The sequence below is a fragment of the Gammaproteobacteria bacterium genome (assembly GCA_011375345.1).
In the GTDB taxonomy this organism is placed as follows: Bacteria; Pseudomonadota; Gammaproteobacteria; order DRLM01; family DRLM01; genus DRLM01.
Genome location: DRLM01000078.1, coordinates 1 through 25,352 on the forward strand (window position 1 = coordinate 1; position 25,352 = coordinate 25,352).

A 25,352-nucleotide genomic window follows, 5' to 3' on the forward strand; every position below is an offset into this window, starting at 1 on the left:
GACCTGGCCCGCCAATACGCCATGCCGGTGTACGCTCCCGCCGCGGAACGCATTCCCGGCGCGACCCGGGCCCTGTCCGATGGCGACACCGTTGCCGTTCCCGGTTTTCCGGTATTTCAGGTGCTGGGCGTCCCCGGCCACACCCCGGGTCATATTGCCTTTTTGAGCGACAACGCTCTGTTTTGCGGAGACACCCTGTTTGGCGGGGGATGCGGGCGTCTGCTGGGAGGTACTGCCGCGCAGCTGCATGCCTCGCTGCTCCGCCTCGCCGGACTGCCGGATGAAACGCTGATCTATTGTGCCCACGAATACACCCTGGATAACCTGCGCTTCGCCCTGAATGTGGAGCCCGCCAACGCCGCGTTGCAGACCCGCCTGGAGCGCGACACGCAGCGCCGCCGGGCCGGCTTGCCCACTCTTCCTTCCTCCCTGGGCGAGGAAAAACGCACAAACCCCTTTTTGCGCTGCCATCGGCCTGCGGTGGCCGCTGCGGCAAGCGCCCACGCCGGGCGGCAACTGGACACCCCCGCGGAGGTGTTCGCCGCGCTGCGCCGGTGGAAAGATCACTGGCACGGACAAAGCGCTTAAAACATTGACGCCACCCGCCGATTCAAGTGGACAGGCCGTCCGGGAGTGCATGTGAAAAATTTCCACCACAACAAGTCATTGGCACTTCTTTTCGGCGCCATCTCGGTGTTGGTCGGCTGTGCTGAAATACCCCCTTCCGCAACAGTGGAAATCGTGCCACCCCTGGCTGTGCGCGCGCAGGCGGCTGACAACTCACCGGCACCAGTAGCCGAAGATCAAAGTCTGTTCCCGAACACGCCCGCAGACCACATACTGCCGGAAACCCAGGCCGAGCCGCCTGCGGAGATCCCCCCCGCCTCGGACAATGACACCACAGCAGCACAGACCGGGCCCTTGCCGGAAACCGGCGACAAGCCTGACCCCGGTCCTGACAATTTGTGGCAGCGGCTGCGGGCCTCGTTTGCCCTGCCCGAGGGGCACGAAGCGCGGGTTGACGCGGAAGTGCGCTGGTTTAGCCGCCACCCGCAATACCTCCAGCGGGTGGCGAAGCGCGCCGGCCCGTATCTGTACTACATCGCTGAAGCGGTGGCAGAGCGGCACATGCCGGGCGAAATCGCGCTGCTGCCAGCGGTGGAGAGCGGTTTTCAACCCTTCGCCTATTCACCCGGCCGGGCGGCCGGCCTGTGGCAGTTCATCCCCGGCACCGCCCGCCGTTTCGGCATGAAAATCAACTGGTGGTACGACGGCCGCCGGGACGTGCTGCTCTCCACTCAGGGCGCCCTGGATTATCTGGCGTATTTGCGCAACATCTTTGACGGCGACTGGCTGCTGGCCCTGGCGGCTTACAACTCCGGCGAGGGTACCGTGCTGAAAGCCCTGCGCCGCAACAAACGCCTGGGCCGGCCCACCGATTTCTGGTCCCTCAAACTGCCCCGGGAAACGCGCGATTACGTGCCCCGTCTGCTGGCCGTGGCACAAATTGTGGCAGCGCCCGAAAAACACCACATCGAGCTGCCCTTCCTGGCCTCTGAGCCCTACTTCAAAGTAGTGGAAACAGGGGGCCAACTGGACCTGGCCGTGGCGGCGGAACTGGCCGGACTGCCGCTGGACGACATCTACCGGCTCAATCCCGGCTTCAACCGCTGGGCCACCGACCCGAACGGCCCCCATCGCCTGTTGCTGCCAGTAAAGGCAGCCGCGCCCTTCGAGGCCCGGCTCGCCACACTGCCCACCGACCAACGGGTGCGTTGGCAACGCCATCGCATTCGCAATGGTGAAACCCTGAGCCACATCGCCAGGCGATATCACACCACCACGGCCCTGCTGCGGGAAGTCAATCACCTTTCGGGATCCATGATCCGGGCGGGACACCACCTGGTGGTGCCGGTATCACGACGGCATCTGGAGCATTATGAACTAACCGCCGGGCAACGCCGCATCAAAACATTGGGCACGCCCCGGGGTGGCGCCCGGAAACTGGTCCACCAGGTCACCCCCGGCGATACCTTGTGGGATCTGAGCCGCCTCTACAAGGTGGGGGTGAAACAACTGGCCGCGTGGAACGCCATGGCCCCGGGTGACTATCTGCGCCCGGGCCAGGAACTGGTGATCTGGCGCAAAGCCGGGACAATCACTCCCGCAACCGCCTTGCGCACAGTGGAGCAGAAAATCACCTACACCGTACGGCGCGGCGACTCCCTGGCGCGCATCTCCCAGCGCTTCAACGTTTCCGTGAAACAATTACTGCGCTGGAACGCACTGAAGAAAAATGATTACCTGCAACCGGGACAGCGGCTCACCTTGTACATCAACGTCACCAACCTGCCGGAAAGCAGCTAGCCCTCATTTCTCACCACCGTTCGTAGCGAGACGGAGCAAGGGTGTGGCATGGGTGGCTTTCGCGACCGAGGAGCGCGCAGGCATAGCTGACACTATGTCGAGCACTCCGACCGAGCGAAAGCCAGCCAGGGCGTGCCATTGGGCCGTCGCAGTAGAAGGGTGGTGAGAAATGCGGGCTAGCCGAGTACTTTTTTCACCGGCGCAAAGGAGCGCCGGTGCCAGGGCGTGGGGCCCAGCCGCGCCAGCGCCTCCAGATGGGCGCGAGTGGGATAGCCCTTGTTTTGGGCAAAGCCGTAGCCGGGATAGTCCACATCCAGGACCCGCATGGCGGCATCCCTCGCCACTTTGGCCAATATCGACGCCGCACTCACCGCCGGAACCGTCTGGTCCGCCTTGACCACAGCCGTTACCGGACAATCGAGTTCCGGTATCTGACTGCCGTCCACCACCACCCTGCGCGGCGGCACGCTCAGTGCGCGCACCGCCCTGGCCATGGCCAACAGACTCGCCCGCAAAATGTTGTGGCGGTCGATCTCTGCGGCGCTGGCCTCCGCCACCGCCCACGCCACGGCCCGCGCCTTGATTTCGCCTGCCAGCGCTTCCCGACGCACGGCCGACAAGCGCTTGGAATCTGCCAGGCCCTCGACCGGATGTCGGGGATCCAGGATCACCGCCGCCGCCACCACGGCACCCGCCAACGGCCCGCGTCCCGCCTCATCAACACCGGCCAAACCTTCCTCCAACATGTTCTCCCCTGCCTGCGCCTGTGACATCTCGCCGCTCATGTTATGCGGTGCGACCCTGTTGATCCAGCATCAAAGACACTGATAGACAGTGATGAGCACAGGCTGATACGCTGCCCAGCGCCAACTGACTGAAGGACAAGAACTATGCTTGATGCCTGGATACACGATAACGCGCTGGGTGTTTTGGTTGCCATTGAAGTGTTGTGGGTGGGGGGCTTCGTTGGGATATTCGTGCTTTATTTTCTGGTACGCCGGCATTTTAAGCGCAAAGCCCGGCAGAGCAAGGAACATCACCCACATCCATAACACAGGGGCGCGCGCAATGCCGTGGCACCTCACCCGCGAGCTGTTTTTTCAAACCCGGTAACACCACCTCAGCCCTGGCCTCCGGATACACATAAAGCCCCAAGGGACTGCGCAATCACTATGGCCGTAGCGAAGCGCGTGGTCATCCCCCGGAAGGGCGGTGCCGGAACGTATCCTCCGACGCCACAGCAAATCCGCGACTGCCAGCACGGCCGAACAGCCGGGCAGGCCTGCCACATAAGAACAGACCCAGTGGGGCGGTGCTGGGTTGAGGCTTCGTCAAGGGGGTGTTGGTCATTCCCGAAGGCTGCCTGTTTCAGTAGACATACCAAAGCAAAAGTCTTGGTCATCAAGACCTTGGCCTGTTTCCCGGCACCCAGACGGTTTAATTTCGGCTCCAGGGGTGCGAAAATATCAGCCGCTGGAACTGCTGGCAGTTGAAAGGTAGTGATCGTGGACAACAATCCAGACAAAGAAACAGTAAAGTTAACCTGGAATGAATTCAAAGCCCTGTGCGAGCGCGCCGGTGTTTGCGATGAAGACACCATCGACACCATAGATATCTCATGGGGTGACAACAAGTATTTCGAATGCCGCAAAGACGATGACTTCGGCTGGCAGATCACCTTGCGGGCACTGTAAGCGTGGCCCGGGTGAGAACCGGTCCCGGTAAGCGGTCAGGAATCGCAGGCGGCGCCGGTTTTGCTTTTATGCGGCGCGCTCATTCTATGGGCGGCTCATTATTGGCTGTGCCCAGGGGTAGCTGCTGTTCGTTATGAAACGCTTCAACCTGCGCGGCGGCCTCGCCGGTCTTTTCAAAGCGAGCCAGATGAAACAAGGCGTCCCCTTCGTTCACCAAGGGCAGATTGACGCGCCCGATGATGATCCCGTTGGCGGCCGCGCGCACATCGTGTTCCTGTTCGCCAAACGGGTCCGCCACCACCCCTAGCACCTCACCCCTTTTCACCCGCGCCCCCAAAGGCGCCAATACCCTCAGGATACCGCTCTCCGGCGCCCGCACCCAGGCGCTGGAGCGTGCCAGAATGGGCTCATAGCTGCGACGCCGGGCGTATTTTGACGGTGGCAGCATCTCCAGGGCACGCATGACGCTGATCACCCCCCTAACCCCGGCGCGAATGGAAAGTTCATCAAAGCGCAAGGCTTCCCCGGCTTCATAGAGCAACATGGGGATGCCGTGTTCGGCGGCGAGTTCGCGCAGGGAACCGTCACGCAGGGACGAATTCAACAACACCGGCACGTGAAAGGCGCGGGCCAGGCGCTCGGTTTCCCCATCGTCCAGATCAGCGCGGATTTGGGGCAGATTGCTGCGATGCAGGGCACCGGTGTGAATATCGATGCCGTGGGTGGCGTTGTACACGATTTCCTGCATGAACAAGTCCGCAAGGCGGGCAGTGAGGGAACCGGATTTCGAACCGGGGAAACTGCGGTTCAAATCACGGCGGTCAGGCAGGTAGCGGGAATGGTTGATAAAGCCGTGCACATTGACAATGGGCACGGCCAACAGCGTCCCCCGCAACCGCCTGAGCAAAGGCAGACGCAACACGCGCCGGATAATCTCCACGCCGTTGATTTCATCGCCGTGTATGGCTGCGGACAAAAACAGCCGGGGGCCGCTCTTGCGGCCGCGGATCACATGCAGCGGCATGGTGATGGGGCTGTGGGTATAAAGACGTGCCACCGGCAGATCCAAGGTGACGCGCTGACCCGGCCCGATCACATGGCCGTTGATTATAAATGCTTCACTCATGAGACCTGCTCCGGCGGCGCACCCCAGACTAACCCGTTCCCCGGGTCCGGGTACTGCTGGGTCTGGCGTTGCGTTCAATGAACTGGATCATCATTCCCGCAATGTCTTTGCCCGTGGCAGCCTCGATGCCTTCCAGGCCCGGCGAAGAGTTTACTTCCATCACCAAGGGACCGCGGTTCGAGCGCAGAATGTCCACGCCGGCCACATTCAGACCCATGGCTTTGGCGGCACTGACCGCAGTGGAACGCTCTTCGGGCGTCAGTCTCGTCAGTGACGCCGAGCCGCCGCGATGCAGATTGGAGCGGAATTCACCGGGGGCGGCCTGGCGCTTCATGGCCGCCACCACCTTGCCGCCGATCACCAGACAACGAATGTCCGCGCCGCCCGCTTCTTTGATGTATTCCTGCACCATGATGTTGGCGCGCAGACCGAGAAAAGCATCAATCATGCTTTCCGCGGCCTTCTCGGTTTCCGCCAGGACCACGCCTATGCCCTGCGTCCCCTCCAGCAGTTTGATCACACAAGGCGCACCACCGACGATTTTCAATACATCTTTGATGTCGTCCGGGGAATGGGCGAAACCGGTCACCGGCAGACCGATCCCCTTGCGCGACAGCAACTGCAAAGAACGCAGCTTGTCCCGGGCACGGCTGATGGCCACGGATTCGTTGAGGGGCGCGACACCCATCATTTCGAACTGGCGCAGCACCGCAGTGCCATAAAAAGTGACAGATGCGCCGATGCGGGGAATCACGGCATCAAAACTCTCCAACGGCTCGCCCTTGTAGTGCACACTGGGGCGGTGGGAGGTGATATTCATATAACAGCGCAAAGGATTGACCACCCTCACGTCGTGGCCGCGCCCCTTGGCCGCCTCCACCAGGCGGCAGGTGGAATAGAGACTGTTTTTCCGGGAGAGTATCACGAGTTTCATCACGACTCCTTATGTGAACACTGCTTCAGGCAGTCTCCCGCCCATTGCTTTTGCGCCACGGGACTCTGGGGCGGGGCCGGCTTAGGTATGAGCGCGCCGGATCCACGATAAAGTGTCCCGCCAAGGCCGTGCGACCCAGCAACATGCGAAACCCCATGGTATCGCGATTGGTCAGCGTGATTTCCACCGGCCGGTGCGCTGTGCCGACAAGGAGTTCAGTGGTAATCACCACGCGCAGCTCCCGGTGGCCGCCGGAATCTGTCACCCAGCGCTCGTCGGTCACATCGGCGGCGCATTCCACTTCCACCTGGTCATTGCGTTGCCAGGGGTGGATGGCGAAGCGGACCCGGAGCCGGCCCGTGCGCGGGCAGAAAAACCGCTCCAGGCGGAAAGCGTGCAAGGCGGAGGTGCGAGCACCGGTGTCCACCTTCGCTTTGATAGCGGCGATGCCCAGGCCGGGCAGGGCCACCCATTCCCGCCAGCCCAGGATGAGCTTGCTCACCGCAGCACCTCCCCGCAGGCGCTATTGGCCGACAACGTCCGACTTGCTAACATGGTTTTTCACTTCACTCATGACATGGAGCGTGAACCATGGTCCGATCCCTGAGCCTGGCCGCCCTGGCGGCCTGCATCGCCGTCACCCCCGCCTTTGCCCGCAGCCCGTCTCCGGAAGGCGCGAAAGTGTACATTATCAGCCCCCAAGACGGTGCCACCGTGTCCAGCCCCTTTGTGGTGCGCTTCGGGCTCACCGGGATGGGGGTGGCCCCCGCCGGGGTCAGGCAGCATAACACCGGCCACCATCATCTGCTGATCAACACCGACGCCCCACCCCTGGATCAGCCCATCCCCAAAGACGCCAAACACCGCCATTTCGGCGGGGGACAGACGGAAACCACCCTGGAACTCTCTCCGGGCCGCCACACCCTGCAATTGATTTTGGGTGACCACCAGCACCTTCCCCACACGCCACCGGTGGTGTCGAAAAAAATCACCGTCACCGTAAAATAGCTGCTGTTTCCCGTCACCACCGGAGCCGCTGTTCCACGAGGCAGACATGACCGACCCCCGGCACTATCTCGCCCTGGATCAGGGCGGTCACGCCAGCCGGGCGCTGGTGTTTTCCGAACGGGGCGAAATCGTGGCTGCAGCGAAACGGCCGCTCGCCACCCACCGCCTCAACGACGGCCGGGTGGAACATGACCCCGAAGAGATCATCGCCTCGTGCCGCGATGTCCTGGAAGAGGTGGCAGTGGCGCCACCCGTCACCACCGCCGGCCTGGCCACCCAGCGCTCCAGTATCGTCTGTTGGGACCGCAGCAGCGGTGCGGCCCTCTCTCCGGTCATCAGCTGGCAGGACTGCCGCAACCACCAGTGGCTGCAAGGATGCGCCGGCGGCCACACCCACTTCATTCATCAGCACACCGGCCTCTTTCTCTCGCCCCACTATGGCGCTGGCAAGCTGCGCTGGTGTTGGGATCATCTGCCGGAAGTGCGCCAGGCTCATACTGAAAACCGCCTGGCCTGGGGCCCCCTCGCCAGTTTCATCTTGTACCGCCTGAGCCGGGAGCACAGCCATTGTATTGATCCCGCCAATGCCGCCCGCACCCTGCTTTGGAACCCCCGCCGGCGGGATTGGGACGCCGGACTGCTGGCGCTGTTCGGGCTGCCGCCACAGCCATTGCCGCAGTGCGTGCCCAACCGCCATGCCTTCGGCCACCTCGACCTAAACGGCCACCCGGTGCCCATCACGCTGCTGACCGGAGACCAAAACGCCGCCTTGTTTGCCTTTGGCCGGCCCCGGCCGGAGACGGTGTACATCAATCTGGGCACCGGTGCCTTCCTGCAGCGGCCCATGGAAGAATGGCGGGTGGTGGAGGGCTTGTTGTCCGGCCTCGCTTACGCCGACGACGGTTTTGCGCTCTACACCCTGGAAGGCACGGTGAACGGCGCGGGCAGCGCGCTAAGCTGGCTGGCCGGGGAAGAGGGCATCGGTGACACCGAGGCCACCGCCCAGCTGGACGCCTGGCTGGCGGCCACCCCCGCGCCGCCTTTGTTCCTCAACGGCATCGGCGGTCTGGGCACGCCCTTTCTGCAACCCCGCTTCCCCTCCCGTTTCACGGCGCATGCCGACCGGCCGCGGCGCTTCACCGCGCTGGTGGAAAGCATTGTGTTTCTCATCCAGGCCAATCTGGAGGCCATGGCCAAAGCGCTGCCAAATCCCCCGCGCCAGCTGGTCCTCAGCGGGGGGCTGAGCCAAAGCGCCGGCTTGTGCCAACGCCTGGCCGATCTGTCAGGCCTCCCGCTCAGCCGGGCCACTGTGGCGGAAGCCACCGCCGCCGGCCTGGCCCGCCTCCTCACCACGCACGCGGGCAGGTGCAGGTGGCGCGAAATGACCGGCGACACGTTCACACCAAACACCAATGCCGCCCTGAAACAACGGTACAAGGCCTGGTCCAGCGCCATGATACAGTCACTTTCTTGACAGCCTGCTGGCACGACAACGCACGCGACTCTATGCTAATTCCATGTCAATCATAAACATAGCTGGAGCCATGGCAGGCGCGGGCGGGCGGCGCGAGTTTTGCTTCCAGCGAATCACCACCCCATCGAGACGGAGGAGACCGGCATGGATCAAAGACCGCGGCTGATCGCCCATCGCGGCTACCCCAGGCGCTATCCTGAAAACACCCTCGAAGGGATAGAAGCCGCTTTGAAGGCGGGCGCCTGCTTCGTGGAGTTCGATGTCCAGGTCACCGCCGACGGCGTTCCAGTGCTGCTGCACGACGCCAGCTTGCTGCGCACCTCTGGCAAGCGCGGCCGCATCTTCAACACCAACCTGGAAAAGCTGGAAGGCTTGTGTGTCAACGAACCCAAACGCTTTGGCAAGCGTTTTCGCAACGTCACCGTGCCCACCCTGACTGCCACAGTGGAGCTGTTGCGACACTACCCCTCGGCCACCGCGTTCGTCGAACTCAAAGAAGAAAGCATGGAACAACTGGGGCGGGAAAAAATCATCAAAAACATACTGGAGATTTTGGCGCCCATCCTGGAACGCTGTGTGATCATCTCCTACGACACCCTGGCCATCCGCTGCGCCCGCGCCATGGGGGCCCAGCGTATCGGCTGGGTGATCAAAAAATGGGACGCAGAATCCCTCACCACCGCCACCGAACTGGTGCCGGATTTCCTGTTCTGCAACGTCACCAAAATCCCTAAGGATCCCAAATCGCTGTGGCGTGGCCCCTGGCAATGGGCACTCTATGACATCACCCGCCCCAAACAAGCCCTGGAACTGGCCGCCCACGGGGTGGGCTTCATCGAAACCATGGCCATCGGCGACATGCTCAAAGACCCTTCGCTGCGCAGCGGAGCCTGCCTTGGGCATTGAGCACTATGACCTGATCATTGTCGGAGGCGGTATTCACGGCGCAGGCGTCGCCCAATGCGCTGCGGCGCGGGGCCATTCCACTTTGGTGCTGGAACAGCGGGAACTGGCCTTCGGCACCTCCAGCCGTTCCAGCAAACTCATCCATGGCGGCCTGCGCTATCTGGAAAGCGGACAGTTTTCCCTGGTGCGGGAATGCCTGCGCGAACGCGCCCTGTTGCTCCAACTGGCGCCCGAACTGGTGCGCCTGGTGCCGTTCCACATTCCCGTCTACCGCCGCACCAGCCGCCGGCCCTGGCAACTTCGCCTGGGCCTCAGTCTGTATGCGCTGCTGGGTGGACTGGAACGCGACACCCGCTTTCACCGTGTACCCCGCCGCCGCTGGGATGAGCTGGACGGGCTGCTCACCCAGGGCCTGGAAGCGGTGTATCAATACTACGACGCCCAGACCGACGATGCCGCCCTCACCCGGGCGGTGATGCGTTCTGCTGAAAGTCTGGGCGCCGAATTTAAGGCGCCTGCCTCATTTCAGCGCGCCGAACTGAATGCCAACGGCGCCGTGGTGAGCTACCGCCATAGGAACAATGAGCACCAGTGCCAGGGCCGCGTACTGGTCAACGCCGCCGGCCCCTGGGTGAAACAGGTGCTGGACGCCGTCTCCCCCGCTCCCCGCGCACTGGATGTGGAACTGGTGCAAGGCACTCACATCATACTGAACCGGGCGCCCCACCAAGGCATATATTACGTGGAAGCCCCCAGCGACCGGCGCGCCGTGTTTGTCATGCCCTGGCAAAACCGCACCCTGGTGGGCACCACCGAGCATATCTACGAGGGGGATCCCAGCGCTGTGCAGCCCTTGCCGCAAGAACGGGACTACCTCAAGGAGACCCTGGTCCATTATTTCCCGCGCTACCGCGACAGCGCCATAGAAAAAGCCTTTGCTGGCCTGCGCGTCCTCCCCAAAGGTCCCGGCTCCCCCTTCGGGCGTTCGCGGGACACCCTCCTGCTCACCGACCGCGAGCAGCGGCCCCGGCTCCTGTCCATTTACGGCGGCAAACTCACCGCCTACCGCGCCACCGCGGAGCAGGTCATGGACCGGCTCATGGCCAGTTTGCCCCCCCGCCAGGCGGTCGCTGACACCCGGCGGCTGATGCTGCACCCGGCATGAGGCGGTCAATCACCGGCGTTTTTCTGCAACTCATCCTCAAAACCGAAACGGCTGAAATCGCGGATACGCATGGGATAGAGCACGCCATCGAGGTGATCACATTCGTGTTGCACCACCCGGGCGTGAAAACCGTCGGCAATGCGTTCAAAGACCCGGCCGGCGGGGTCGAATCCCCGGTAGCGAATGCGGCGGTAACGGGGCACGACACCGCGCAGACCCGGCACGCTCAAACACCCTTCCCAGCCCTCCTCCAGAGTCTCGTCCAGAATTTCCACCTCCGGGTTGATCAACACGGTGGCGGGCACGGGCTCAACATCCGGATAGCGTGGATTGGATTCCACTCCGAAGACGACCACGCGCAAAGCCACGCCGATCTGGGGCGCCGCCAGACCGGCGCCATCGCGCTCGGCCATGGTGTCGAACAGGTCATCGATCAGCGCGTCCAGCTCAGGACTGCTGAATACGGCCACCGGGGCCGCGGGCGCCAACAAGCGGGGATCCCCCATGCGCAACACTGTTTTGACTGTCACGTCTTTCGCCTTCCGCCGGAAATCTTGCAATCCCATGGCATTTCGGTATTGTGGAAGCGGTTTTCCCCTAGCAGTGTCTCCGCCCATGCCTGTGACCCGTCCGGCCACCGTTTTTATCATCCTTGCCCTGCTCACCACACCGGCCCTTGCCCGGCAGGACGAGCCATACTACGTCATCGAACTCATTGTCTTCGCCAACCGCGACGACACCGCATGGCAGGAGGAAACCTGGCCCGCCGACCCCGGACTCCCCGAGCTGCAAGGCGCTGTGAACCTGCGCGCCCCTGCCACGGACACCCCCCCAGGCGCGCCCTTGGAAAATGACAGCACCACGCCCGCCTCCTTCCGGTTGCTGCCCGCGGAACAATGGTCGCTGCGCACCGAGCAGCGCCGCCTGGCGGTGTCAGGCCGCTACCGGCCCCTGCTCCATGCCGCCTGGGTACAGGCCGTGGGTGAGGAGGCCGTGCCCGTGCGCGTTCGCGGCGGCGCGTGGGTGAGCCGGCCAGCACCCCCCCAACCCACGATCGGCAACGCAATGCCACCAACGCTCACACCCGCCCCGTCTGTTGCCCCCACCGGGGTTGTCAAAATGCGGGCTTTGGATGGCGTGGTCAAAATCCGGCGGGGACGCTATCTGCACGTTGAGACAGACTTGCTCTATCGTCCGGCCGCAAGCGGCGCCGGCGCGGCCGCTGAACCCACAATGAAATTGCCAACAGCCTTCCGCATGCAGCAGAAGCGACGCATGCGCAGCCTGGAAAAACACTATCTCGATCACCCTGCTTTCGGCGTGCTGATTATGGCCACGCCCTATCAGGCTGAACAGGGCGCAACCCTGCCCGACGATTAATTGCCGGGTTAGTAGCCCGCCCCCTGGTGAGCACCGCGGGCCAGGAACTGTTCCAACAGCCGCCGCACCTTCTCCATGGCACTATCCAGGGTGTGTTCGATCTCTTCCATGGTGATCGGGCCCTTCCCCCGGCCGGCGGCTTTGTTGACCACGACGGCGCAACAGGCGTAGTCCAGCTCCAACTCGCGGGCCAGCGCGGCCTCGGGCATGCCGGTCATGCCCACCAATGTGCAACCGTCCCGCTCCATGCGATTGATTTCCGCCGCGGTTTCCAGGCGCGGTCCCTGGGTGCACCCGTAGATTCCCCCTGCCACCAGCGGCACACCGGCCTGGCTGCCGGCGTCCAGCAGAGCCTGCCGCAACGTTTCGCTGTAAGGGTCGGTGAAGTCAATGTGAGTGACCTGGGACAATCCTTCTTCGAAAAAAGTGCTGTCCCGCCCCCAGGTGTAATCGACGACCTGGTCCGGCACAACAATGTCCCCGCCATCCAGGGCGGCGCTGATACCCCCCACCGCGGCCACCGCCACCACCCGGCGGACGCCGGCATGATGCAAGGCCCAGATATTGGCCCGATAGTTGATTTTGTGCGGCGGTATAGTGTGGGCGGATCCGTGGCGGGGCAGAAACACCACTTCTTTGCCGGACAACTCACCAAAGGTCAAGGGACCGGACGGCTCACCAAAGGGGGTGTGCACCATTTCGCGCCGGGTGATGGCGAGACTCTTCAGGGCGGTCAGCCCGGTGCCGCCAATAATGGCCAGAGCGGTCATACGCCCGCTCCCCCAGCTTGCTCCGCCAAGGCATACACGGCGGGCAGATTGCGCCCATAGCCCTGGTAATCCATTCCGCAACCGAACACATAGCGATCCACCACCGGCAGACCCACAAACTCGGCGGCAAACCCGTTTTTTCTGTTGTGCTCTTTGTCCAGCAGAACCGCGGTGTACACCTCCCGGGCGCCCTGCTCACGGCAATGGGCGGCGATGGCCGCCAGGGTGATGCCCTCGTCGAGAATATCGTCGATCAACAAGACCACCTGGCCGGCAAGATCACTGTGCGGACGCGCCAGCCAGCGCAGCGCACCGCCATGGGTGGCCCCCCGGTAGCGGGTGGCATGGATGTAGTCCAGCCGCAGGGGAAAACGCAGCCTGGGCAGCAGGCGGCCGGCCGGCACCATACCGCCCAACATGACCGGAAGAACCACGGGATTGGTGTCGGCCAGACGCGCAGCGATGGCCTCGGCCATGCGCCCGTAGGCTGCTTCCACGGCTTCCTCGGTATAAATGACCTCCGCTGTCTCCAAAGCGGCGCGGACCCGATCGGGAACTGTTGACATAGTTAATAAAACCCTTGTTTACATAGTGTTATCATCACTGCTTGAACCGTGACACAACATCAGGAAGGCGCCACAGCGGCCCGCCCGCAACGCGACAGTCCCGCCACGATCTGACTGTGGTAGAACGTTACTCATCGCCAGGGAAAAAGCTCAGAAACGGAGCGTAACACCCAGGGTCATCAGGGTCACGGCCTTGTCCCCGGTGCGGTTGATACCCACTCTGAAATGCTCCCATTCCCCCCGCAGACGCAGCGCTTTGTAAGCACGCACCTCCAAGCCGCCACCATAGGTGAGGCTCACGCCATCCTCGTTGACCTCCCGCACGTCCCCGGTCAACGCGCCACCGGTCAGCAGGGCCGGGCCGGATTGGGACTTGCTGTCCCAAAAGAACAACCCGCCTTTGACAAACACGGCGGCCGCCTTCCCAAACGGCCAGGAAAACACCGGTGCCACGCTCACCCCCGTCGCTTCGGTTTTTCCGCTGACGGGACCGGGCCGCCACAGGGAGGGTTTGGAGCCCGTGGCCGTGGCCTGAAACGAGGTATCGTTGAGCTTCACCGAGGCAACATCCAGCCACAAATGGCGGCCGAAGCGGTAACCGGCAAAGAACTTGTAGGCCGGGCCGCTGTTGCCCACGGAAACGTCCGCGAGGGTGCCGTCGCTGTTCCAATCGGCGGCGGTGATGTCGATGCTGCCCCAACCGGCGGCCACGCCGCCATACCAACCTGCGGCATACGCCCAAGGCGCCCACGCCCCCGCCAACGTCACCGCGACGATGCGCAAGAAGTGGCTGGCGGGGCGCCGCATGCGTTTATTCCTGCTGTCCTTGCCAGGGCCGCGGCCGGTAAGGCGAGGCCGGCGGCAGAGCGGGCAGGCTCATCACCGGCCGCTCCCCGGTGAGCGATTTCAAAAACTCGACGATGGCCTCCACCTCGCGGTCGGAAATGGTTTTGTTCCATTCTGTCCTGGCCATCACCCGCACCGCTTCCCCCAGGCTGGCCACCGAACCGTTGTGAAAGTAAGGCGCGGTCAAGGCAATGTTGCGCAAGGTGGGCAGGCGCCACATGCGCTCGTGGCCGGGATCACCGGTGGCCTGCACCCGTCCCAATTCACCCATCAGATCGTAGAGTTCATCGTAGGGGCTGCCGACGAAATTGGGAAACAGTTCGTAGAATCCATCCCCCGGCCCCATGGCGGGACCGGGCGCCGGACCGGCCAGATTGACGCCGAAATGGCAGGCCACGCAACCCACGCTCTGAAAAGCCGCCAGGCCCTCTTTGGCCAGGGCGGACAGGGCCTGCCCATCGCCTTTGAGATAACGGTCGTAAGGGCTGTCGGGAGTGAGCAGGGTGCGGATGAAGGCCGCCAGCGCCTTGGCGGTGTTGGCCAGGGACAGCGGCGCATCGCTCCCAAACAGCGCCCGGAACTGCTCGCCATAGGCGGGAATGGCGGCAATGCGGTCGGCCAGGGCGGCCTCGTCAGGCAGGGCCATTACGGTCTCATCCAGCAGGTGTTCCTGCAGAGCCTCTTCCAGACTCTTGGCCCGCCCCTCCCAAAACAGCACGGTTTGAATGGCCACGTTCCACAAGGTGGGCGCATTACGCTTGCCGGCCTTGCCGGCGGCGCCTGTGGAGGTGGGGGTCTGATCGGCCCCGCCCAACATCAGGTTGTGGCAGCTGTTGCACGACACCCGCCCGTTCAACGACAGGCGCGGATCAAAAAAGAGCTGTTTGCCCAAGTCGGTTTTACCCGGCGACATGGGGTTGTCGGCAGGCACGGCGGCTTTGGCGGGCAAGGGTTGAAGGATGTCAAAAGCGAAAGCAGTGGGGGCGGCCAGAAGGAAACAGCCGCCCAGAACCAAGACGCGAAACGGCAAGAACATGAAACGCAACTCCCTGATCAGTGAGTCTGCCGCAGTGCCCTGCACCGCCCGCCCGGTCAACCCGGCGGCGGCCGACGCCCAGAGCCTTCCGGCAGGCTTGGTATTGTTGTGACGGAAAATTTTACATCAAATCCGGATCAGAGAGGCGATTATATTCGTCGATGCGTTGCACCGCCTCACGCCAGGCGGGGTCCAGGCGCAGATGGGCGTGGTCCACGCCACCGCGGCCGTGGAGACGCGTCAGGCGCAACTGCGTGGCGGGAGCGGCAGGCACCGGCAGGGCGTCCAGCAGAGCGGGAACCTCCTCCAGTTCATTGCAGAGCAAGACCATGTCGCAGCCGCCATCAAGGGCGGCGGCGGCACGCTCGACCATGTCCCCCGCCCCACTGGCCCCGGCCATACCCAGATCATCGCTGAACACGGCGCCCTGAAAACCCAGCCGGCGGCGCAGGATGTCCCCCACCCAGCGCGGGGAAAAGCCGGCGGGCAGGGCATCCACCGCGGGATAAATCACATGAGCCGCCATCAGGGCCGGTACCCCGTAGTGGATCATGCGCTCGAAGGGCACGAGGTCCTCCGTTTCGATTTCACTGAAGGGGCGGGAATCGGTCACCACGGCCACGTGGGAATCCGCCGCCGCCGTGCCGTGGCCGGGGAAGTGTTTGCCCACCGCCGCCATGCCGGCCAGGTGCATGCCCATCATGTAGGCATGAGCCAGATCGGCGACGATCTCGGGATCGCCATGAAAGGCCCGGTCACCGATCACTTCGCTGGTGCCGCGATCCAAATCCAGCACCGGCGCAAAACTGAGATCCACGCCGCAGGCGCGCAACTCGGCGGCCATCAGCCAGCCGGTCAGCTCCGCTGCGCGCCGGGCCCGCTTGGGGTGAGCGTCGAACAGTCTGCCCAAACGGCGCACCGGCGGCAGAGGCACGAAATCGTCCCGAAAACGCTGCACCCGCCCCCCTTCCTGATCCACCGCCACCAGCAAATGGGGCCTGCGCAAACCGTGGATCGCCGCCACCAGACACCGCAATTGTTCCGGCCCGGCATAGTTGCGGGCGAACAGGATGACGCCACCCACCAGAGGGTGTTGCAGCCATTCCCGCTCCTCGGCGGTCAGCGTCAGGCCGGCAATGCCGGTCATCAGGGGGCCCAGCGACATGATTTCAATCCCTCATCAAATGGCGTGATCTGACATCGAGATGATCACGCAGGCGGTCCCCCAACAGATTCACCGCCAGCACCACCAGCATCAGAGCGATGCCCGGCACCAGCACCATGTGAGGGGCCACCAGCATGTAGCGGGCGCCGTCACGGATCATGCTGCCCCAGGAAGCGGCGGGGGCTTGCACGCCCAGCCCCAGAAACGAAAGGCCCGCCTCGGCGATGACTGCACCGGCGATGGCGAAGGTGCCTTCCACGATCAGGGGCGCGGCGATGAGGGGCAACAAATGCCGCGTGACAATCCGGCCCCGCCCCACACCCAGGGCCCGCGCCGCCAGCACATGCTCGCGGTGTTTGAGGGACAGCACCTGCGCCCGCGCCAGGCGGGCGAAGCCCACCCAGCCGGTGACGGACAGGGCGATGATCACGTTGGTGACCCCCGGGCCCATCACACCCGCCAGCGCGATGGCCAGCAACAAGCCGGGAAAGGCAAGAAACACGTCGATGAACCGCACCAGCGCGTGGTCCACCCAACCACCCGCATAGGCCGCCACGGTGCCCACCAGGGTGCCCAGGATGGCGGTGAGAGTCACCACCGTCAGGGCCACCACAAAAGAGGTGCGGGCCCCCACCACCAGGCGGTCCCACAGGGGCCGGCCCAGATCGTCGAAACCCAGCCACGCGGCGCTCCCGGGTTCGGCCAGGATACGGGTCAGCTCAATATGGTTGGGCGACAAGGGCAGCCAAGGACCGAACACGGCCAGGGCACCCCACAGGAACAACACCGCGCCTGGCAGCCACACCCGGATCATACCGTGCTCCCCAAGCGCACACGCGGGTCCAGCCAGGCGTAGACAAGGTCAGTGAGCGCGTTCACCACCACATAGGCGGCGCTGATGAACAAGACGCAGCCCTGCACCACCGGGTAGTCCCGCTTCTGGATGGCCTCGATGGTGAGTTCCCCCAGGCCCGGCCAGGAAAACACTATTTCCGTCACCACCGCCCCCCCCAGCAACACCCCCAGTTGCAGGCCCAGAACAGTCACCACCGGCAACAAGGCATTGCGCAAGGCGTGGCGCCAGATGACCACCCGGGACGGGAGGCCCTTGGCACGGGCGGTGCGCACGTAGTCTTCTTCCAGCACTTCCAGCAACGACGCGCGCACCATGCGGGCCAGCACCGCCGCCAGGGCCGTGCCCAGGGTCAATGCCGGCAAAATCAAAGCACCTGGTTCCTCCCGCCCGCTCACCGGCAGCCAGCCCAGCCACAAGGAAAACACCAGGATCAACATGGGCCCCAGCCAGAAGTTGGGAATGGACACCCCCAGCAGGGAAAAGCCCATGGCACCGCTGTCCCACAGCGAATCCCGCTTCACCGCCGCCAGCACACCCAGGGGAAAAGCAATGACCACCGCCACCGCCAAGGCCGCCAGCGCCAATTCCGCCGTAGCCGGGAGACGCTCCAGCAACACCTCCAGAATGGGCCGCTGGGAATGCAGCGAGGTGCCCAAATCCAGACGCAGCAGCCCCTGATAGTAGTGCATGAGCTGGAGCAGAACGGGCTGATCCAGCCCCAAAGCCTGGCGCAGGGCTTCGCGGTCCGAGGGCTGGGCCGATTCCCCCAGCATCACTTCCACCGGATCGCCGGGCACCAGGTGGATGAGCAGAAACACCAGGGTGCTCACCCCCAGCAACACCAGCGCGGCGCTGAACAAACGGGAAAGAATGAACGCAGGCATGGCGGCAACAGCGTCAGCAGACGCCCCCCACCCCCCCCTTTTTGAAAAAGGGGGTGTGGGGGGGATTTTCAAATTGCACGGTTTCTTCCGCCAGGCAGAAAATGGAACAGCTTGATCTGGAAAATCCCCCCTGCCCTCCTTTCTCAGCAAGGGACAATGATGGGCACAGCCCGGCGCGAGCAAACACGGTTTAAGTCTCTCTGATCAATACCCGTGTACCTGCCGGCACCCGGTCAAACAATTCAACGATATCGGCGTTGCGCAGGCGCACACAGCCGCGCGAGCCCGGCACCCCCATGGCCACGCTGTCCGGCGAACCGTGCAAATAGATGTACCGCCGCATGGTATCCACCGGACCCAGGCGGTTACGGCCGACCTCCAATCCACTGAGCCAGAGAATCCGGGTGAGGATCCAGTCGCGCCCTGGCCAGGCCCTGGCCAGGGCGGGGGAGTACCGCTCCCCCGTGGGCCGGCGGCCGACGAAGACGGAGTTGACCGCCGCGCCGGCACCGATCTTGGCGCGGATCACGTGCCAGCCCCGCGGGGTGCACTCGCTGCCCCATTGTTCACCCGGGCCCTTGGCGGCCGTGGACACGGCCACATCCAGGGTCACGGCGTCTTTTTCCATCAGCCGCAGCCGCTGCTCGGCCAGGGAAATATCAATATGGCAGGCAGGCATGGGGCTCATTGGCGGCGCACCTGGATCAGTCCGTCGTAGTTGCCGTCGCGGGCGATGGGGTAGCCGCGGATGTCCGCCCGGGCCACCACCACATGATCTTCATACCATAGCGGCACATAGGGCAGCTCGGCAAACAGATGACGCTGCAGCGCGGCGTAGTGGCGGGCCTGCTGCACCAGGGTGGGCGCTGCCTCGGCCTGTTCGATCAGGCGGTCGGCCACGGTGCTCACGTAGCGTCCCCGGTTGGCACCGCCCGGGGGCACGGACCTTGAGTGAAACACATAGCGGAAGATGTCCGGCGTCTTGATGCCCACCCAGGCCAGGCTGTACATCTGGAAGCGCCCGGCTTTGATGTCGCCGTAGAAAGTGCCCCAATCATAGCTTTTGAGTTCCGCCTCGAAGCCCACTTCGCTGAGCTGCTGCAAAATCACCGTGGCCAGCCGGATGCGAAAAGGATCGGCAGACGTCTTGTACACCAGATGCGGCCGCCGCCGCCCCCCCCAGCCGGCCTCCCGCAACAAGGCCCGGGCCCGCTCCGGGTCGTACGCGCAGGCAGGCAGCGCCACGCCGGCCCAGTGATCCGGCGGCAGCAGCGCACTGGCCAGGCGGGCGCCGCCCCCCAGCATGTGTTCGATGATGGCCGGACGATCGATGGCATGGGCAATGGCCTGGCGTACCCGCCGGTCCTTTAGCAGCGGATCCTGAAGATTAAATCCCAAGTAGCTGAAATTGGTACCCTCGCCGAAACTCACGCGCAACGCTTCCTGCCGTTTCGCATATCGCACCAACTCCGGCGGCAGATCATTTTGCACCAGGTCCAGCTCGCCCCGCATGAGTTTGAGCAGGCGCACGGTGGGGTCTTTGCTGCGCACGAATTCCACCACCTGCCGGTCCCGCAGGCGCAGCAAACGCAACCGGCCAGGCTCAGGCCAGGCCCCGAAGGCGAAGGGCCCGCTGCCCAGGGGCCGGGTGTTGAAGGGGTGGCCGGCGGCCATCCGGGCCGCGGGCAGGATGCCGATAACCAGCTTGCCGGGAAAGAGAGGGTCGGGGTGGTTCAGAAAAAAATCCACCGTATCCCGATCCGGTGCGTCGATACGCCTGACAACGGCCAGGGCGGCGCGGTGGGGGGAACCCTGCTCGGGATCCAGGATGAATTCATAGGTGGCTTTCACATCGGCCGCGGTAAGCGGGGTGCCGTCATGAAAAGGCCGCCGGTCTGGGTCCAGATGAAAGCGGTAGTGAAGGGGGGTGAGCCGCTCCCAGCGCGCCAGGGCCGGCACGGGCCGCAGGCGCGGGTCGAAATCCACCAACCGGGCGTAGAGCAGGCGGTTGATACGGGCCGAGGTGGCATCGGTGGCGAAACGGGGATCCAAGGTCACGGGCGCGGCGGCCAGGCCGAAGCGGATGGCATCGCCGGTCTTGGCGGCGGGCGTGCAGCCCCCCGCCAGCAGCGCCACCAGCAGGACCAGCCACCGCCCCCCTCTTCCAAGACGGCGGATCAACGCCGGGCGCACCGCTCAACCCCCCGCACCGCCGCGGACACCCCTCCCTTCATCACCAAGACTTGTAGGGATGTTTGACCAGACACACATTGTAATAACGGGGATCGCCGGATACTTCTTCACCCAGCCAGGGGGGGCGCTCGAAGGCCTCGTCCTCAGCATCCAGCTCGATTTCCGCCACCACCAAACCCTCGTTGTCCCCCTCGAACACGTCCACTTCCCACAGGTGGCTGCCGTGGCGCACTGGGTAGCGGGTTTTTTCGATCAGCGGCCCGTCGCACAAATGCACCAGCATCTCTTCGGCCTCCGCCACGGGAATGGCGTATTCGTACTCCCGCCGGCACACCCCCAGGGTGGCACTTTTAAGATTGAGGTGGGCCTGATCGCCACTCACCCGCACCCGCACCGAGGCCCGCTCACTGCCCGCCAGATAACCCTGGCGCATGCGCCGGCCGCCGCCGGCCCGGGCCCGCCAGGCATCGCTGCTGACCAGGAATTTGCGTTCGATTTCCGTTGCCATGGCACTGCATGTCCCCAAAAGCGCACATAGTAGGCCGCCGCCGGCACTTTGTGTATCCTTTTCCCGTCGCACAGTCGGGGAGAGATACCATCATGCTGGCCATCGTCATGAGGGAGCCGGGCGGCCCGCAGGTGCTGGAGGCGGTGGAACTGCCGGTGCCAGAACCAAGCGGCGACCACGACCTGCTGGTACGCCTGAAAGCCGCCGGCGTCAACCCGGTGGACACCAAGCTGCGCGCCCGCGGCACTTATTTTCCCGGGCACCTGCCCGCCATTTTGGGCTGCGACGGCGCCGGTATCGTGGAGCGCAGCGGACCGGCCGTCACCCGCTTCAAAGCGGGCGATGCCGTGTATTTTTGCAACGGCGGCATCGGCAAGGAACCGGGCTGCTATGCGGAGTACACCGTCGTGGATGAGCGGGTTGCCTGCGCCAAGCCCGACGCCCTCACCTTCGAGCAGGCCGCCGCCGTGCCGCTGGGGCTCATCACCGCCTGGGAGGCCCTGTTCGACCGCGGCCGCTTGCGGGACGGCAGCCGGGTACTGATTCACGGCGGTGCCGGCGGCGTGGGCCACCTGGCCATTCAACTGGCCCGGCTGCACCAGGCCCAGGTGGCCACCACCGTCTCCTCCCCCGCCAAAGCGGCCTTTGTGCGGGAGCTGGGCGCTCATTTCGCCATCGACTACACCCAACAGGATTTCGTCCGGGCGCTCCACAACTGGACCGGCGGTGCCGGCGTGAACCTGGCGCTGGACACCGTGGGAGGTGAAATTTTCGCCCGCACTCTCGCTGCCATGGCGTTTTACGGTGACTTGGTCACCCTGCTCCAGCCCGGTGAGGTGGACTGGAAAACGGCCCGCACCAAAAACCTGCGCATCGGCCTGGAACTCATGCTCACCCCCATGAGCCACGGCCTGCTGGAGGCCCGGCAGCATCACGCCGAGATTCTGGCACGTGGCGGCGCCTTGTTCGACGGCGGCAAACTGAACGTGCACCTTGCCCAATGCCTGCCCCTGACCCGGGCCGCCGACGCCCACCGGCTGCTGGAAGAAGGACACATGCAGGGCAAGCTGGTGCTCACCCTGCCCCCGTGAACCCGCCGGGTGAATACCTGTTCGTCTACGGCACCCTGCTCACGGGCAGCGGCCGGCGCTGGCTGGACGCCGCGGTCCGGCGCCTGCCCATGCTGGGACGGGGCTGGATCCAGGCGCGCCTGTACGAACTGGGCGCTTACCCCGGCGCGGTCCGCTCGGAGCGGCCCACGGAGCGGGTCCACGGCATCCTGCTCCTGCTGCCGCGCTGGGGCGGCCTGTTGCGGACCCTGGACCGCTATGAGGCATATCACCCGGCCGGGCCCCACCGCAGCGAATTCTGCCGCACCCGGGTCACCGCCCACATACAGCCGGGGGACCGCGCCGTTTCCTGCTGGGCCTATCTTTATTGCGGCCGGCTCATCCACCGGCCCCGCCTGCGCAGTGGTGACTATGCCGCCCGCGTCACCAGGCGGCGCGCCCCCTTTGCGCGCGCTGTGACCGCCCAGCCGCAGCTCAAACATCCTGGTAGATAAGAAGGTACCCATGGCAAAGTTCCACGATGCCCTCGACGACAAACTGCAAGCCTTCATGGCGGCCCAGCACATTTTCTTCGTCGCCACCGCCCCCCGCGAGGGCCGGGTCAATGTCTCACCCAAAGGCATGGACAGCTTCCGCTGCCTGGACCCCCGCACGGTCGCCTACCTTGACGTCACCGGCAGCGGCAACGAAACCGCCGCCCACCTGCTGGACAACGGCCGCCTCACCCTGATGTTTTGCAGTTTTGACAAAGAGCCCCTGATTTTGCGGCTCTATGGCACCGGGCGCGTCGTCCGTCCCCGCGATGAAGACTGGGCACGCCTGTTCCCCTTGTTCCAGCCCCTGCCCGGCGCCCGCCAGATCATGCTCATGGCGGTCACGGCGGTGCAGACCTCCTGCGGCTTCGCCGTGCCCCGCTACGACTTTCGCGGCGAACGCGACACCTTGCGCGCCTGGGCGGAAAAAAAAGGCGCCGCGGGGGTGCGGCAGTACTGGATTGAGAACAACCAGACCAGCATCGACGGCCTTCCCAGCGGCTTGCTCGAAGACAGCGCCGACCCTCCCAAGCGTCCCGGCTGACGCCCCCTATGCATCTGGCACCCGGCAGTGAAAACGGTTAGACTTAGATCAAGAATAATATCTGATCGGTGGCGGGGAAGGCCCCAAGCACGGTAGGGGGGAACATGACGAACATCCGATTTGGTCACACCATCCTCAAAACGGGCATGGCAACCGGTCTGAGCCTGGCGCTGGCCCAGGCGGCCGGAGCCGGTGACTTCAACCTGGATTTCATCCAGGACACCCCGCCGGGTTCAGAACCTGGTGCCGGCAGCTTTGGCACCGCCACGTTCATGCGTTGCAACGTCAGCGGCGCCAGTGATATCAACTGCGCGACCGGCCTGGCGGGTTACACCCCCGACACCACCACGCCGTTTCTGATGGAAATCGTGGAATCCGGTGGCAAGAGTTACAATCATGTCATCATTGGCGACCCCACCTCCGGCTTTGCCCAGGATGTATACGTGCGGGGAGACGGCGCCGTCACCAGCAACGGCGCTTTCACGCAAAACGAAGGGAAAATCCCGCTTTCCCCACCCCAGGCCACCGCCAACCCCAAAGAAACCGCCATCCGCCAGATCCTTCAAGACGGCGAGGTCACCATGGAATTCCTGAAGGATTTCCTGGCTACCAAGCCTAAAATCAGCGCCACCGTCACCACACCGGAAATCAGCTACACCTTCGACATGGACATGCGGTCCATCAACTACGACACCGACACCACCGCCGCCCCGCTGAACTCCACCTTGGCCCTCACCGGCGCCAGCGCACCGGGCACAGACGGCAATTTCAACAGCGCCGCAGGGGTGCAGGCGTCCAATATCACCGGCGGCCGCTACACCTACACCAATGGTGGCGGCAGTTTTGGTTCGGGAGGCAGTTACAGCTACTTCGAAGGCAGCTATGACACCTCCGCCGTCAACTGGGGCGACTTCCGCGACCCACTGCAAAACCCCTGACTCGCAAAACACTCAGCCGCACAAACCACGCGCCAGATCAGCAATAATATCGTCTGCATTCTCCAGCCCCACCGCCACGCGAACGAGATGATCTCCGATTCCCGCCGCCGCCCGGGCCGCGGGGGACAGGCGGCCGTGCGTGGTGGTGGCCGGATGGGTGATGGTCGTTTTGGTGTCGCCCAGATTGGCGGTAATGGACAGCAGCCGGGTCTGGTCGATCACCCGCCATGCCGCCTCCCGCCCCCCTTTCACCTCAAAAGACAACAAGCCCCCGAAACCCCGCTGCTGCCGCGCCGCCAGCGCATGCTGCGGATGAGACGGCAAGCCCGGGTAGCACACCCGTTCCACAGCATCCTGCTGCACCAGCCATTCCGCCACCGCCTGGGCTTGGTCCGAATGGGCCTGCATCCGCAGCGGCAGCGTTTCCAGCCCCTTCAAAAACACCCAGGCATGAAAAGGGCTGAGACAGGGACCGGCAGTGCGCACCACGCCGAAAACATCCTTCCCCACCCGCTCCTCGTCCCCCACCACCGCACCACCGACGGCCCGGCCCTGGCCATCGATGTACTTGGTTGCCGACAACACCACCACGTCCGCTCCCAGTGCCAGAGGTTGCTGCAACGCCGCGGTACACAGAGTGTTGTCCACCACCAGCAAGGCCCCGTGGGCATGGGCAATGTCGGCCACCGCCGCGATATCGGCAACCTCGGTCAAAGGATTGGCAGGGGTTTCGAGAAACAACAAACGCGTAGCGGGCCTGAGTGCCTGCCGCCACGCGTCCAGATCGGTCAAGGGCACAAACGTCGTGTCTATCCCAAACCTGGCCAGGTAGTTGGTGAACAGCATCACCGTACTGCCAAAAATGCCGTTGCTCGCCACAATATGGTCCCCGCTTTTGAGCAGGCCCAGACAAGCGGCCAGAACCGCCGCCATGCCCGACGCGGTCGCCACCGCACACTGCCCTCCCTCCATAGCTGCCAGGCGTTCTTCGAAAGTGCGGACTGTGGGATTGGTAAAGCGGGAATAAATGTTTCCGGGCTCTGCGCCTGAAAAACGCGCAGCCGCTTCGGCCGCACTCCCAAACACATAACTCGCCGTGGCAAAAATGGGCTCGCTATGCTCCCCTTCCGGCGTTCGGCGCTGCCCCGCGCGCACCGCCAGGGTTTCCATGGCAAGGTGAGATTTCTGTGTGGTATCGGACATGCCGCCTCTCCAAAGTGACGCTACCGAGGCGGGAAACGAGACAGACACAAAAAACCCGCCATAACAAATGCCAAAGCGGGCTGCCCTCGCTTTAGCCGTATTTCTAACGCGCCCGCAAGCTGAATATCAAATCGGCGCATCCGGCAAGTCTAACGAACCGGGCCTGCCTGTCAAGGCCCATCCCCC

At 64.1% G+C, this 25,352-nt stretch carries 28 protein-coding genes; 12 read left to right on the forward strand and 16 right to left on the reverse strand.

Features of this window, described 5'->3' with window-relative positions; genetic code table 11:
• Positions 1-588: hydroxyacylglutathione hydrolase (gloB, locus tag ENJ19_05890; GenBank protein ID HHM05258.1), on the forward strand; the 588-nt coding region annotated here is incomplete at its 5' end.
• A 153-nt stretch (positions 589-741) separates the two neighbouring features.
• On the forward strand, positions 742-2,367 hold the full coding sequence (locus ENJ19_05895) for a LysM peptidoglycan-binding domain-containing protein (GenBank protein HHM05259.1): 1,626 nt from the start codon (positions 742-744) through the stop codon (positions 2,365-2,367).
• Positions 2,368-2,543: 176 nt separating this feature from the next.
• Here the strand turns inward: ENJ19_05895 and ENJ19_05900 are convergent, their stop codons facing one another.
• A complete protein-coding gene (locus ENJ19_05900; GenBank protein ID HHM05260.1) occupies positions 2,544-3,140 on the reverse strand; it encodes a ribonuclease HII in 597 nt (198 codons plus the stop codon).
• A gap of 732 nt (positions 3,141-3,872) precedes the next feature.
• Here ENJ19_05900 and ENJ19_05905 point away from each other — a divergent pair.
• Positions 3,873-4,061 (forward strand): hypothetical protein, encoded by a 189-nt coding sequence (locus ENJ19_05905; protein ID HHM05261.1) that lies wholly within the window; start codon positions 3,873-3,875, stop codon positions 4,059-4,061.
• A 79-nt stretch (positions 4,062-4,140) separates the two neighbouring features.
• Here ENJ19_05905 and ENJ19_05910 read toward each other — a convergent pair whose 3' ends face one another.
• From ENJ19_05910 to ENJ19_05920, 3 genes are read right to left on the reverse strand one after another with little or no spacing between them, the layout of a single operon-like run.
• On the reverse strand, positions 4,141-5,187 hold the full coding sequence (locus ENJ19_05910; GenBank protein ID HHM05262.1) for a succinylglutamate desuccinylase/aspartoacylase family protein: 1,047 nt from the start codon (positions 5,185-5,187) through the stop codon (positions 4,141-4,143).
• Positions 5,188-5,215: 28 nt separating this feature from the next.
• Positions 5,216-6,121 (reverse strand): 30S ribosomal protein S6--L-glutamate ligase, encoded by a 906-nt coding sequence (locus tag ENJ19_05915; GenBank protein HHM05263.1) that lies wholly within the window; start codon positions 6,119-6,121, stop codon positions 5,216-5,218.
• 25 nt (positions 6,122-6,146) lie between these two features.
• Complete coding sequence (locus tag ENJ19_05920; protein HHM05264.1) at positions 6,147-6,641, reverse strand: ATP-dependent zinc protease; 495 nt, start codon at positions 6,639-6,641, stop codon at positions 6,147-6,149.
• Between the two features lie 71 nt (positions 6,642-6,712).
• Between ENJ19_05920 and ENJ19_05925 the strand changes: the two genes are divergently transcribed.
• The 4 genes from ENJ19_05925 (at position 6,713) to ENJ19_05940 (ending at position 10,674) form a co-directional block, all read left to right on the forward strand.
• Entirely contained in the window at positions 6,713-7,129 is a 417-nt protein-coding gene (locus ENJ19_05925) for a DUF4399 domain-containing protein (GenBank protein ID HHM05265.1), read from the forward strand.
• Between the two features lie 46 nt (positions 7,130-7,175).
• Positions 7,176-8,603, forward strand: a complete 1,428-nt coding sequence (locus ENJ19_05930; GenBank protein ID HHM05266.1) for a hypothetical protein — start codon at positions 7,176-7,178, stop codon at positions 8,601-8,603.
• Positions 8,604-8,747: 144 nt separating this feature from the next.
• Complete coding sequence (locus ENJ19_05935) at positions 8,748-9,509, forward strand: glycerophosphodiester phosphodiesterase (GenBank protein ID HHM05267.1); 762 nt, start codon at positions 8,748-8,750, stop codon at positions 9,507-9,509.
• Positions 9,382-10,674 (forward strand): glycerol-3-phosphate dehydrogenase/oxidase, encoded by a 1,293-nt coding sequence (locus ENJ19_05940; GenBank protein ID HHM05268.1) that lies wholly within the window; start codon positions 9,382-9,384, stop codon positions 10,672-10,674. The genes ENJ19_05935 and ENJ19_05940 overlap by 128 nt, the downstream gene beginning before the upstream one ends.
• A gap of 5 nt (positions 10,675-10,679) precedes the next feature.
• Here the strand turns inward: ENJ19_05940 and ENJ19_05945 are convergent, their stop codons facing one another.
• Complete coding sequence (locus tag ENJ19_05945; protein ID HHM05269.1) at positions 10,680-11,204, reverse strand: peptide deformylase; 525 nt, start codon at positions 11,202-11,204, stop codon at positions 10,680-10,682.
• Between ENJ19_05945 and ENJ19_05950 the strand changes: the two genes are divergently transcribed.
• Positions 11,179-12,054, forward strand: a complete 876-nt coding sequence (locus ENJ19_05950) for a hypothetical protein (protein ID HHM05270.1) — start codon at positions 11,179-11,181, stop codon at positions 12,052-12,054. The two genes, ENJ19_05945 and ENJ19_05950, sit on opposite strands and share 26 nt — an antisense overlap.
• Before the next feature lie 8 nt (positions 12,055-12,062).
• On the opposite strand, the gene ENJ19_05955 is transcribed toward ENJ19_05950, so the two are convergent.
• From ENJ19_05955 to ENJ19_06000, 10 genes are all read right to left on the reverse strand, one after another.
• Positions 12,063-12,824, reverse strand: a complete 762-nt coding sequence (locus tag ENJ19_05955) for an S-methyl-5'-thioinosine phosphorylase (GenBank protein ID HHM05271.1) — start codon at positions 12,822-12,824, stop codon at positions 12,063-12,065.
• On the reverse strand, positions 12,821-13,390 hold the full coding sequence (locus tag ENJ19_05960; protein ID HHM05272.1) for a hypoxanthine-guanine phosphoribosyltransferase: 570 nt from the start codon (positions 13,388-13,390) through the stop codon (positions 12,821-12,823). The genes ENJ19_05955 and ENJ19_05960 overlap by 4 nt, the downstream gene beginning before the upstream one ends.
• Before the next feature lie 150 nt (positions 13,391-13,540).
• Positions 13,541-14,197 carry a hypothetical protein gene (locus tag ENJ19_05965; GenBank protein HHM05273.1) on the reverse strand — a complete coding sequence of 219 codons (657 nt, stop codon included), beginning with the start codon at positions 14,195-14,197 and terminating at the stop codon, positions 13,541-13,543.
• Between the two features lie 4 nt (positions 14,198-14,201).
• Positions 14,202-15,272: a c-type cytochrome gene (locus ENJ19_05970; GenBank protein HHM05274.1), complete on the reverse strand. Its 1,071-nt coding sequence runs from the start codon at positions 15,270-15,272 to the stop codon at positions 14,202-14,204.
• Between the two features lie 121 nt (positions 15,273-15,393).
• On the reverse strand, positions 15,394-16,437 hold the full coding sequence (gene nagZ / locus ENJ19_05975; protein HHM05275.1) for a beta-N-acetylhexosaminidase: 1,044 nt from the start codon (positions 16,435-16,437) through the stop codon (positions 15,394-15,396).
• A 4-nt stretch (positions 16,438-16,441) separates the two neighbouring features.
• On the reverse strand, positions 16,442-17,251 hold the full coding sequence (locus ENJ19_05980; GenBank protein HHM05276.1) for an ABC transporter permease: 810 nt from the start codon (positions 17,249-17,251) through the stop codon (positions 16,442-16,444).
• Positions 17,248-18,177, reverse strand: coding sequence for an ABC transporter permease (locus ENJ19_05985; GenBank protein ID HHM05277.1), 930 nt, complete (start codon positions 18,175-18,177; stop codon positions 17,248-17,250). The genes ENJ19_05980 and ENJ19_05985 overlap by 4 nt, the downstream gene beginning before the upstream one ends.
• A 190-nt stretch (positions 18,178-18,367) precedes the next feature.
• Positions 18,368-18,865 carry a L,D-transpeptidase gene (locus ENJ19_05990; GenBank protein ID HHM05278.1) on the reverse strand — a complete coding sequence of 166 codons (498 nt, stop codon included), beginning with the start codon at positions 18,863-18,865 and terminating at the stop codon, positions 18,368-18,370.
• Entirely contained in the window at positions 18,862-20,313 is a 1,452-nt protein-coding gene (locus tag ENJ19_05995) for an ABC transporter substrate-binding protein (protein ID HHM05279.1), read from the reverse strand. Before ENJ19_05995 ends, ENJ19_05990 begins: the two co-directional genes overlap by 4 nt.
• Before the next feature lie 97 nt (positions 20,314-20,410).
• Positions 20,411-20,878, reverse strand: a complete 468-nt coding sequence (locus ENJ19_06000; GenBank protein ID HHM05280.1) for a CYTH domain-containing protein — start codon at positions 20,876-20,878, stop codon at positions 20,411-20,413.
• Positions 20,879-20,970: 92 nt separating this feature from the next.
• On the opposite strand from ENJ19_06000, the gene ENJ19_06005 reads away from it, so the two are divergent.
• The 4 genes from ENJ19_06005 (at position 20,971) to ENJ19_06020 (ending at position 23,963) form a co-directional block, all read left to right on the forward strand.
• Entirely contained in the window at positions 20,971-21,969 is a 999-nt protein-coding gene (locus ENJ19_06005; protein ID HHM05281.1) for an alcohol dehydrogenase, read from the forward strand.
• The gene (locus ENJ19_06010; protein ID HHM05282.1) at positions 21,879-22,442 is read left to right on the forward strand and encodes a gamma-glutamylcyclotransferase; all 564 of its coding nucleotides are present in this window, start codon (positions 21,879-21,881) and stop codon (positions 22,440-22,442) included. The genes ENJ19_06005 and ENJ19_06010 overlap by 91 nt, the downstream gene beginning before the upstream one ends.
• A gap of 10 nt (positions 22,443-22,452) precedes the next feature.
• Positions 22,453-23,025, forward strand: a complete 573-nt coding sequence (locus ENJ19_06015; protein ID HHM05283.1) for a pyridoxamine 5'-phosphate oxidase family protein — start codon at positions 22,453-22,455, stop codon at positions 23,023-23,025.
• 104 nt (positions 23,026-23,129) lie between these two features.
• Positions 23,130-23,963, forward strand: coding sequence for a hypothetical protein (locus ENJ19_06020; GenBank protein ID HHM05284.1), 834 nt, complete (start codon positions 23,130-23,132; stop codon positions 23,961-23,963).
• Positions 23,964-23,975: 12 nt separating this feature from the next.
• Here ENJ19_06020 and ENJ19_06025 read toward each other — a convergent pair whose 3' ends face one another.
• Positions 23,976-25,166, reverse strand: a complete 1,191-nt coding sequence (locus tag ENJ19_06025; protein ID HHM05285.1) for an O-succinylhomoserine sulfhydrylase — start codon at positions 25,164-25,166, stop codon at positions 23,976-23,978.
• Positions 25,167-25,352: the final 186 nt, after the last annotated feature.

What these genes read in the sequence shown, in the direction of transcription:
- ENJ19_05965 (HHM05273.1), bottom strand. Translation starts at nt 14,197, where the DNA reads ATGCGGCGCCCCGCCAGCCACTTCTTGCGCATCGTCGCGGTGACGTTG.
- ENJ19_05985 (HHM05277.1), bottom strand. Translation starts at nt 18,177, where the DNA reads ATGCCTGCGTTCATTCTTTCCCGTTTGTTCAGCGCCGCGCTGGTGTTG.
- ENJ19_05960 (HHM05272.1), bottom strand. Translation starts at nt 13,390, where the DNA reads ATGTCAACAGTTCCCGATCGGGTCCGCGCCGCTTTGGAGACAGCGGAG.
- ENJ19_06010 (HHM05282.1), top strand. Translation starts at nt 21,879, where the DNA reads ATGCCTGCCCCTGACCCGGGCCGCCGACGCCCACCGGCTGCTGGAAGA.
- ENJ19_05915 (HHM05263.1), bottom strand. Translation starts at nt 6,121, where the DNA reads ATGAAACTCGTGATACTCTCCCGGAAAAACAGTCTCTATTCCACCTGC.
- ENJ19_05950 (HHM05270.1), top strand. Translation starts at nt 11,179, where the DNA reads ATGCGCAACACTGTTTTGACTGTCACGTCTTTCGCCTTCCGCCGGAAA.
- ENJ19_06025 (HHM05285.1), bottom strand. Translation starts at nt 25,166, where the DNA reads ATGTCCGATACCACACAGAAATCTCACCTTGCCATGGAAACCCTGGCG.
- ENJ19_05910 (HHM05262.1), bottom strand. Translation starts at nt 5,187, where the DNA reads ATGAGTGAAGCATTTATAATCAACGGCCATGTGATCGGGCCGGGTCAG.
- ENJ19_05925 (HHM05265.1), top strand. Translation starts at nt 6,713, where the DNA reads ATGGTCCGATCCCTGAGCCTGGCCGCCCTGGCGGCCTGCATCGCCGTC.
- ENJ19_05940 (HHM05268.1), top strand. Translation starts at nt 9,382, where the DNA reads ATGACATCACCCGCCCCAAACAAGCCCTGGAACTGGCCGCCCACGGGG.
- ENJ19_05930 (HHM05266.1), top strand. Translation starts at nt 7,176, where the DNA reads ATGACCGACCCCCGGCACTATCTCGCCCTGGATCAGGGCGGTCACGCC.
- ENJ19_06000 (HHM05280.1), bottom strand. Translation starts at nt 20,878, where the DNA reads ATGGCAACGGAAATCGAACGCAAATTCCTGGTCAGCAGCGATGCCTGG.
- ENJ19_05980 (HHM05276.1), bottom strand. Translation starts at nt 17,251, where the DNA reads ATGATCCGGGTGTGGCTGCCAGGCGCGGTGTTGTTCCTGTGGGGTGCC.
- ENJ19_05900 (HHM05260.1), bottom strand. Translation starts at nt 3,140, where the DNA reads ATGTCACAGGCGCAGGCAGGGGAGAACATGTTGGAGGAAGGTTTGGCC.
- ENJ19_05990 (HHM05278.1), bottom strand. Translation starts at nt 18,865, where the DNA reads ATGAGCCCCATGCCTGCCTGCCATATTGATATTTCCCTGGCCGAGCAG.
- ENJ19_06015 (HHM05283.1), top strand. Translation starts at nt 22,453, where the DNA reads ATGGCAAAGTTCCACGATGCCCTCGACGACAAACTGCAAGCCTTCATG.
- ENJ19_05955 (HHM05271.1), bottom strand. Translation starts at nt 12,824, where the DNA reads ATGACCGCTCTGGCCATTATTGGCGGCACCGGGCTGACCGCCCTGAAG.
- nagZ (HHM05275.1), bottom strand. Translation starts at nt 16,437, where the DNA reads ATGTCGCTGGGCCCCCTGATGACCGGCATTGCCGGCCTGACGCTGACC.
- ENJ19_05970 (HHM05274.1), bottom strand. Translation starts at nt 15,272, where the DNA reads ATGTTCTTGCCGTTTCGCGTCTTGGTTCTGGGCGGCTGTTTCCTTCTG.
- ENJ19_06005 (HHM05281.1), top strand. Translation starts at nt 20,971, where the DNA reads ATGCTGGCCATCGTCATGAGGGAGCCGGGCGGCCCGCAGGTGCTGGAG.
- ENJ19_06020 (HHM05284.1), top strand. Translation starts at nt 23,130, where the DNA reads ATGACGAACATCCGATTTGGTCACACCATCCTCAAAACGGGCATGGCA.
- ENJ19_05935 (HHM05267.1), top strand. Translation starts at nt 8,748, where the DNA reads ATGGATCAAAGACCGCGGCTGATCGCCCATCGCGGCTACCCCAGGCGC.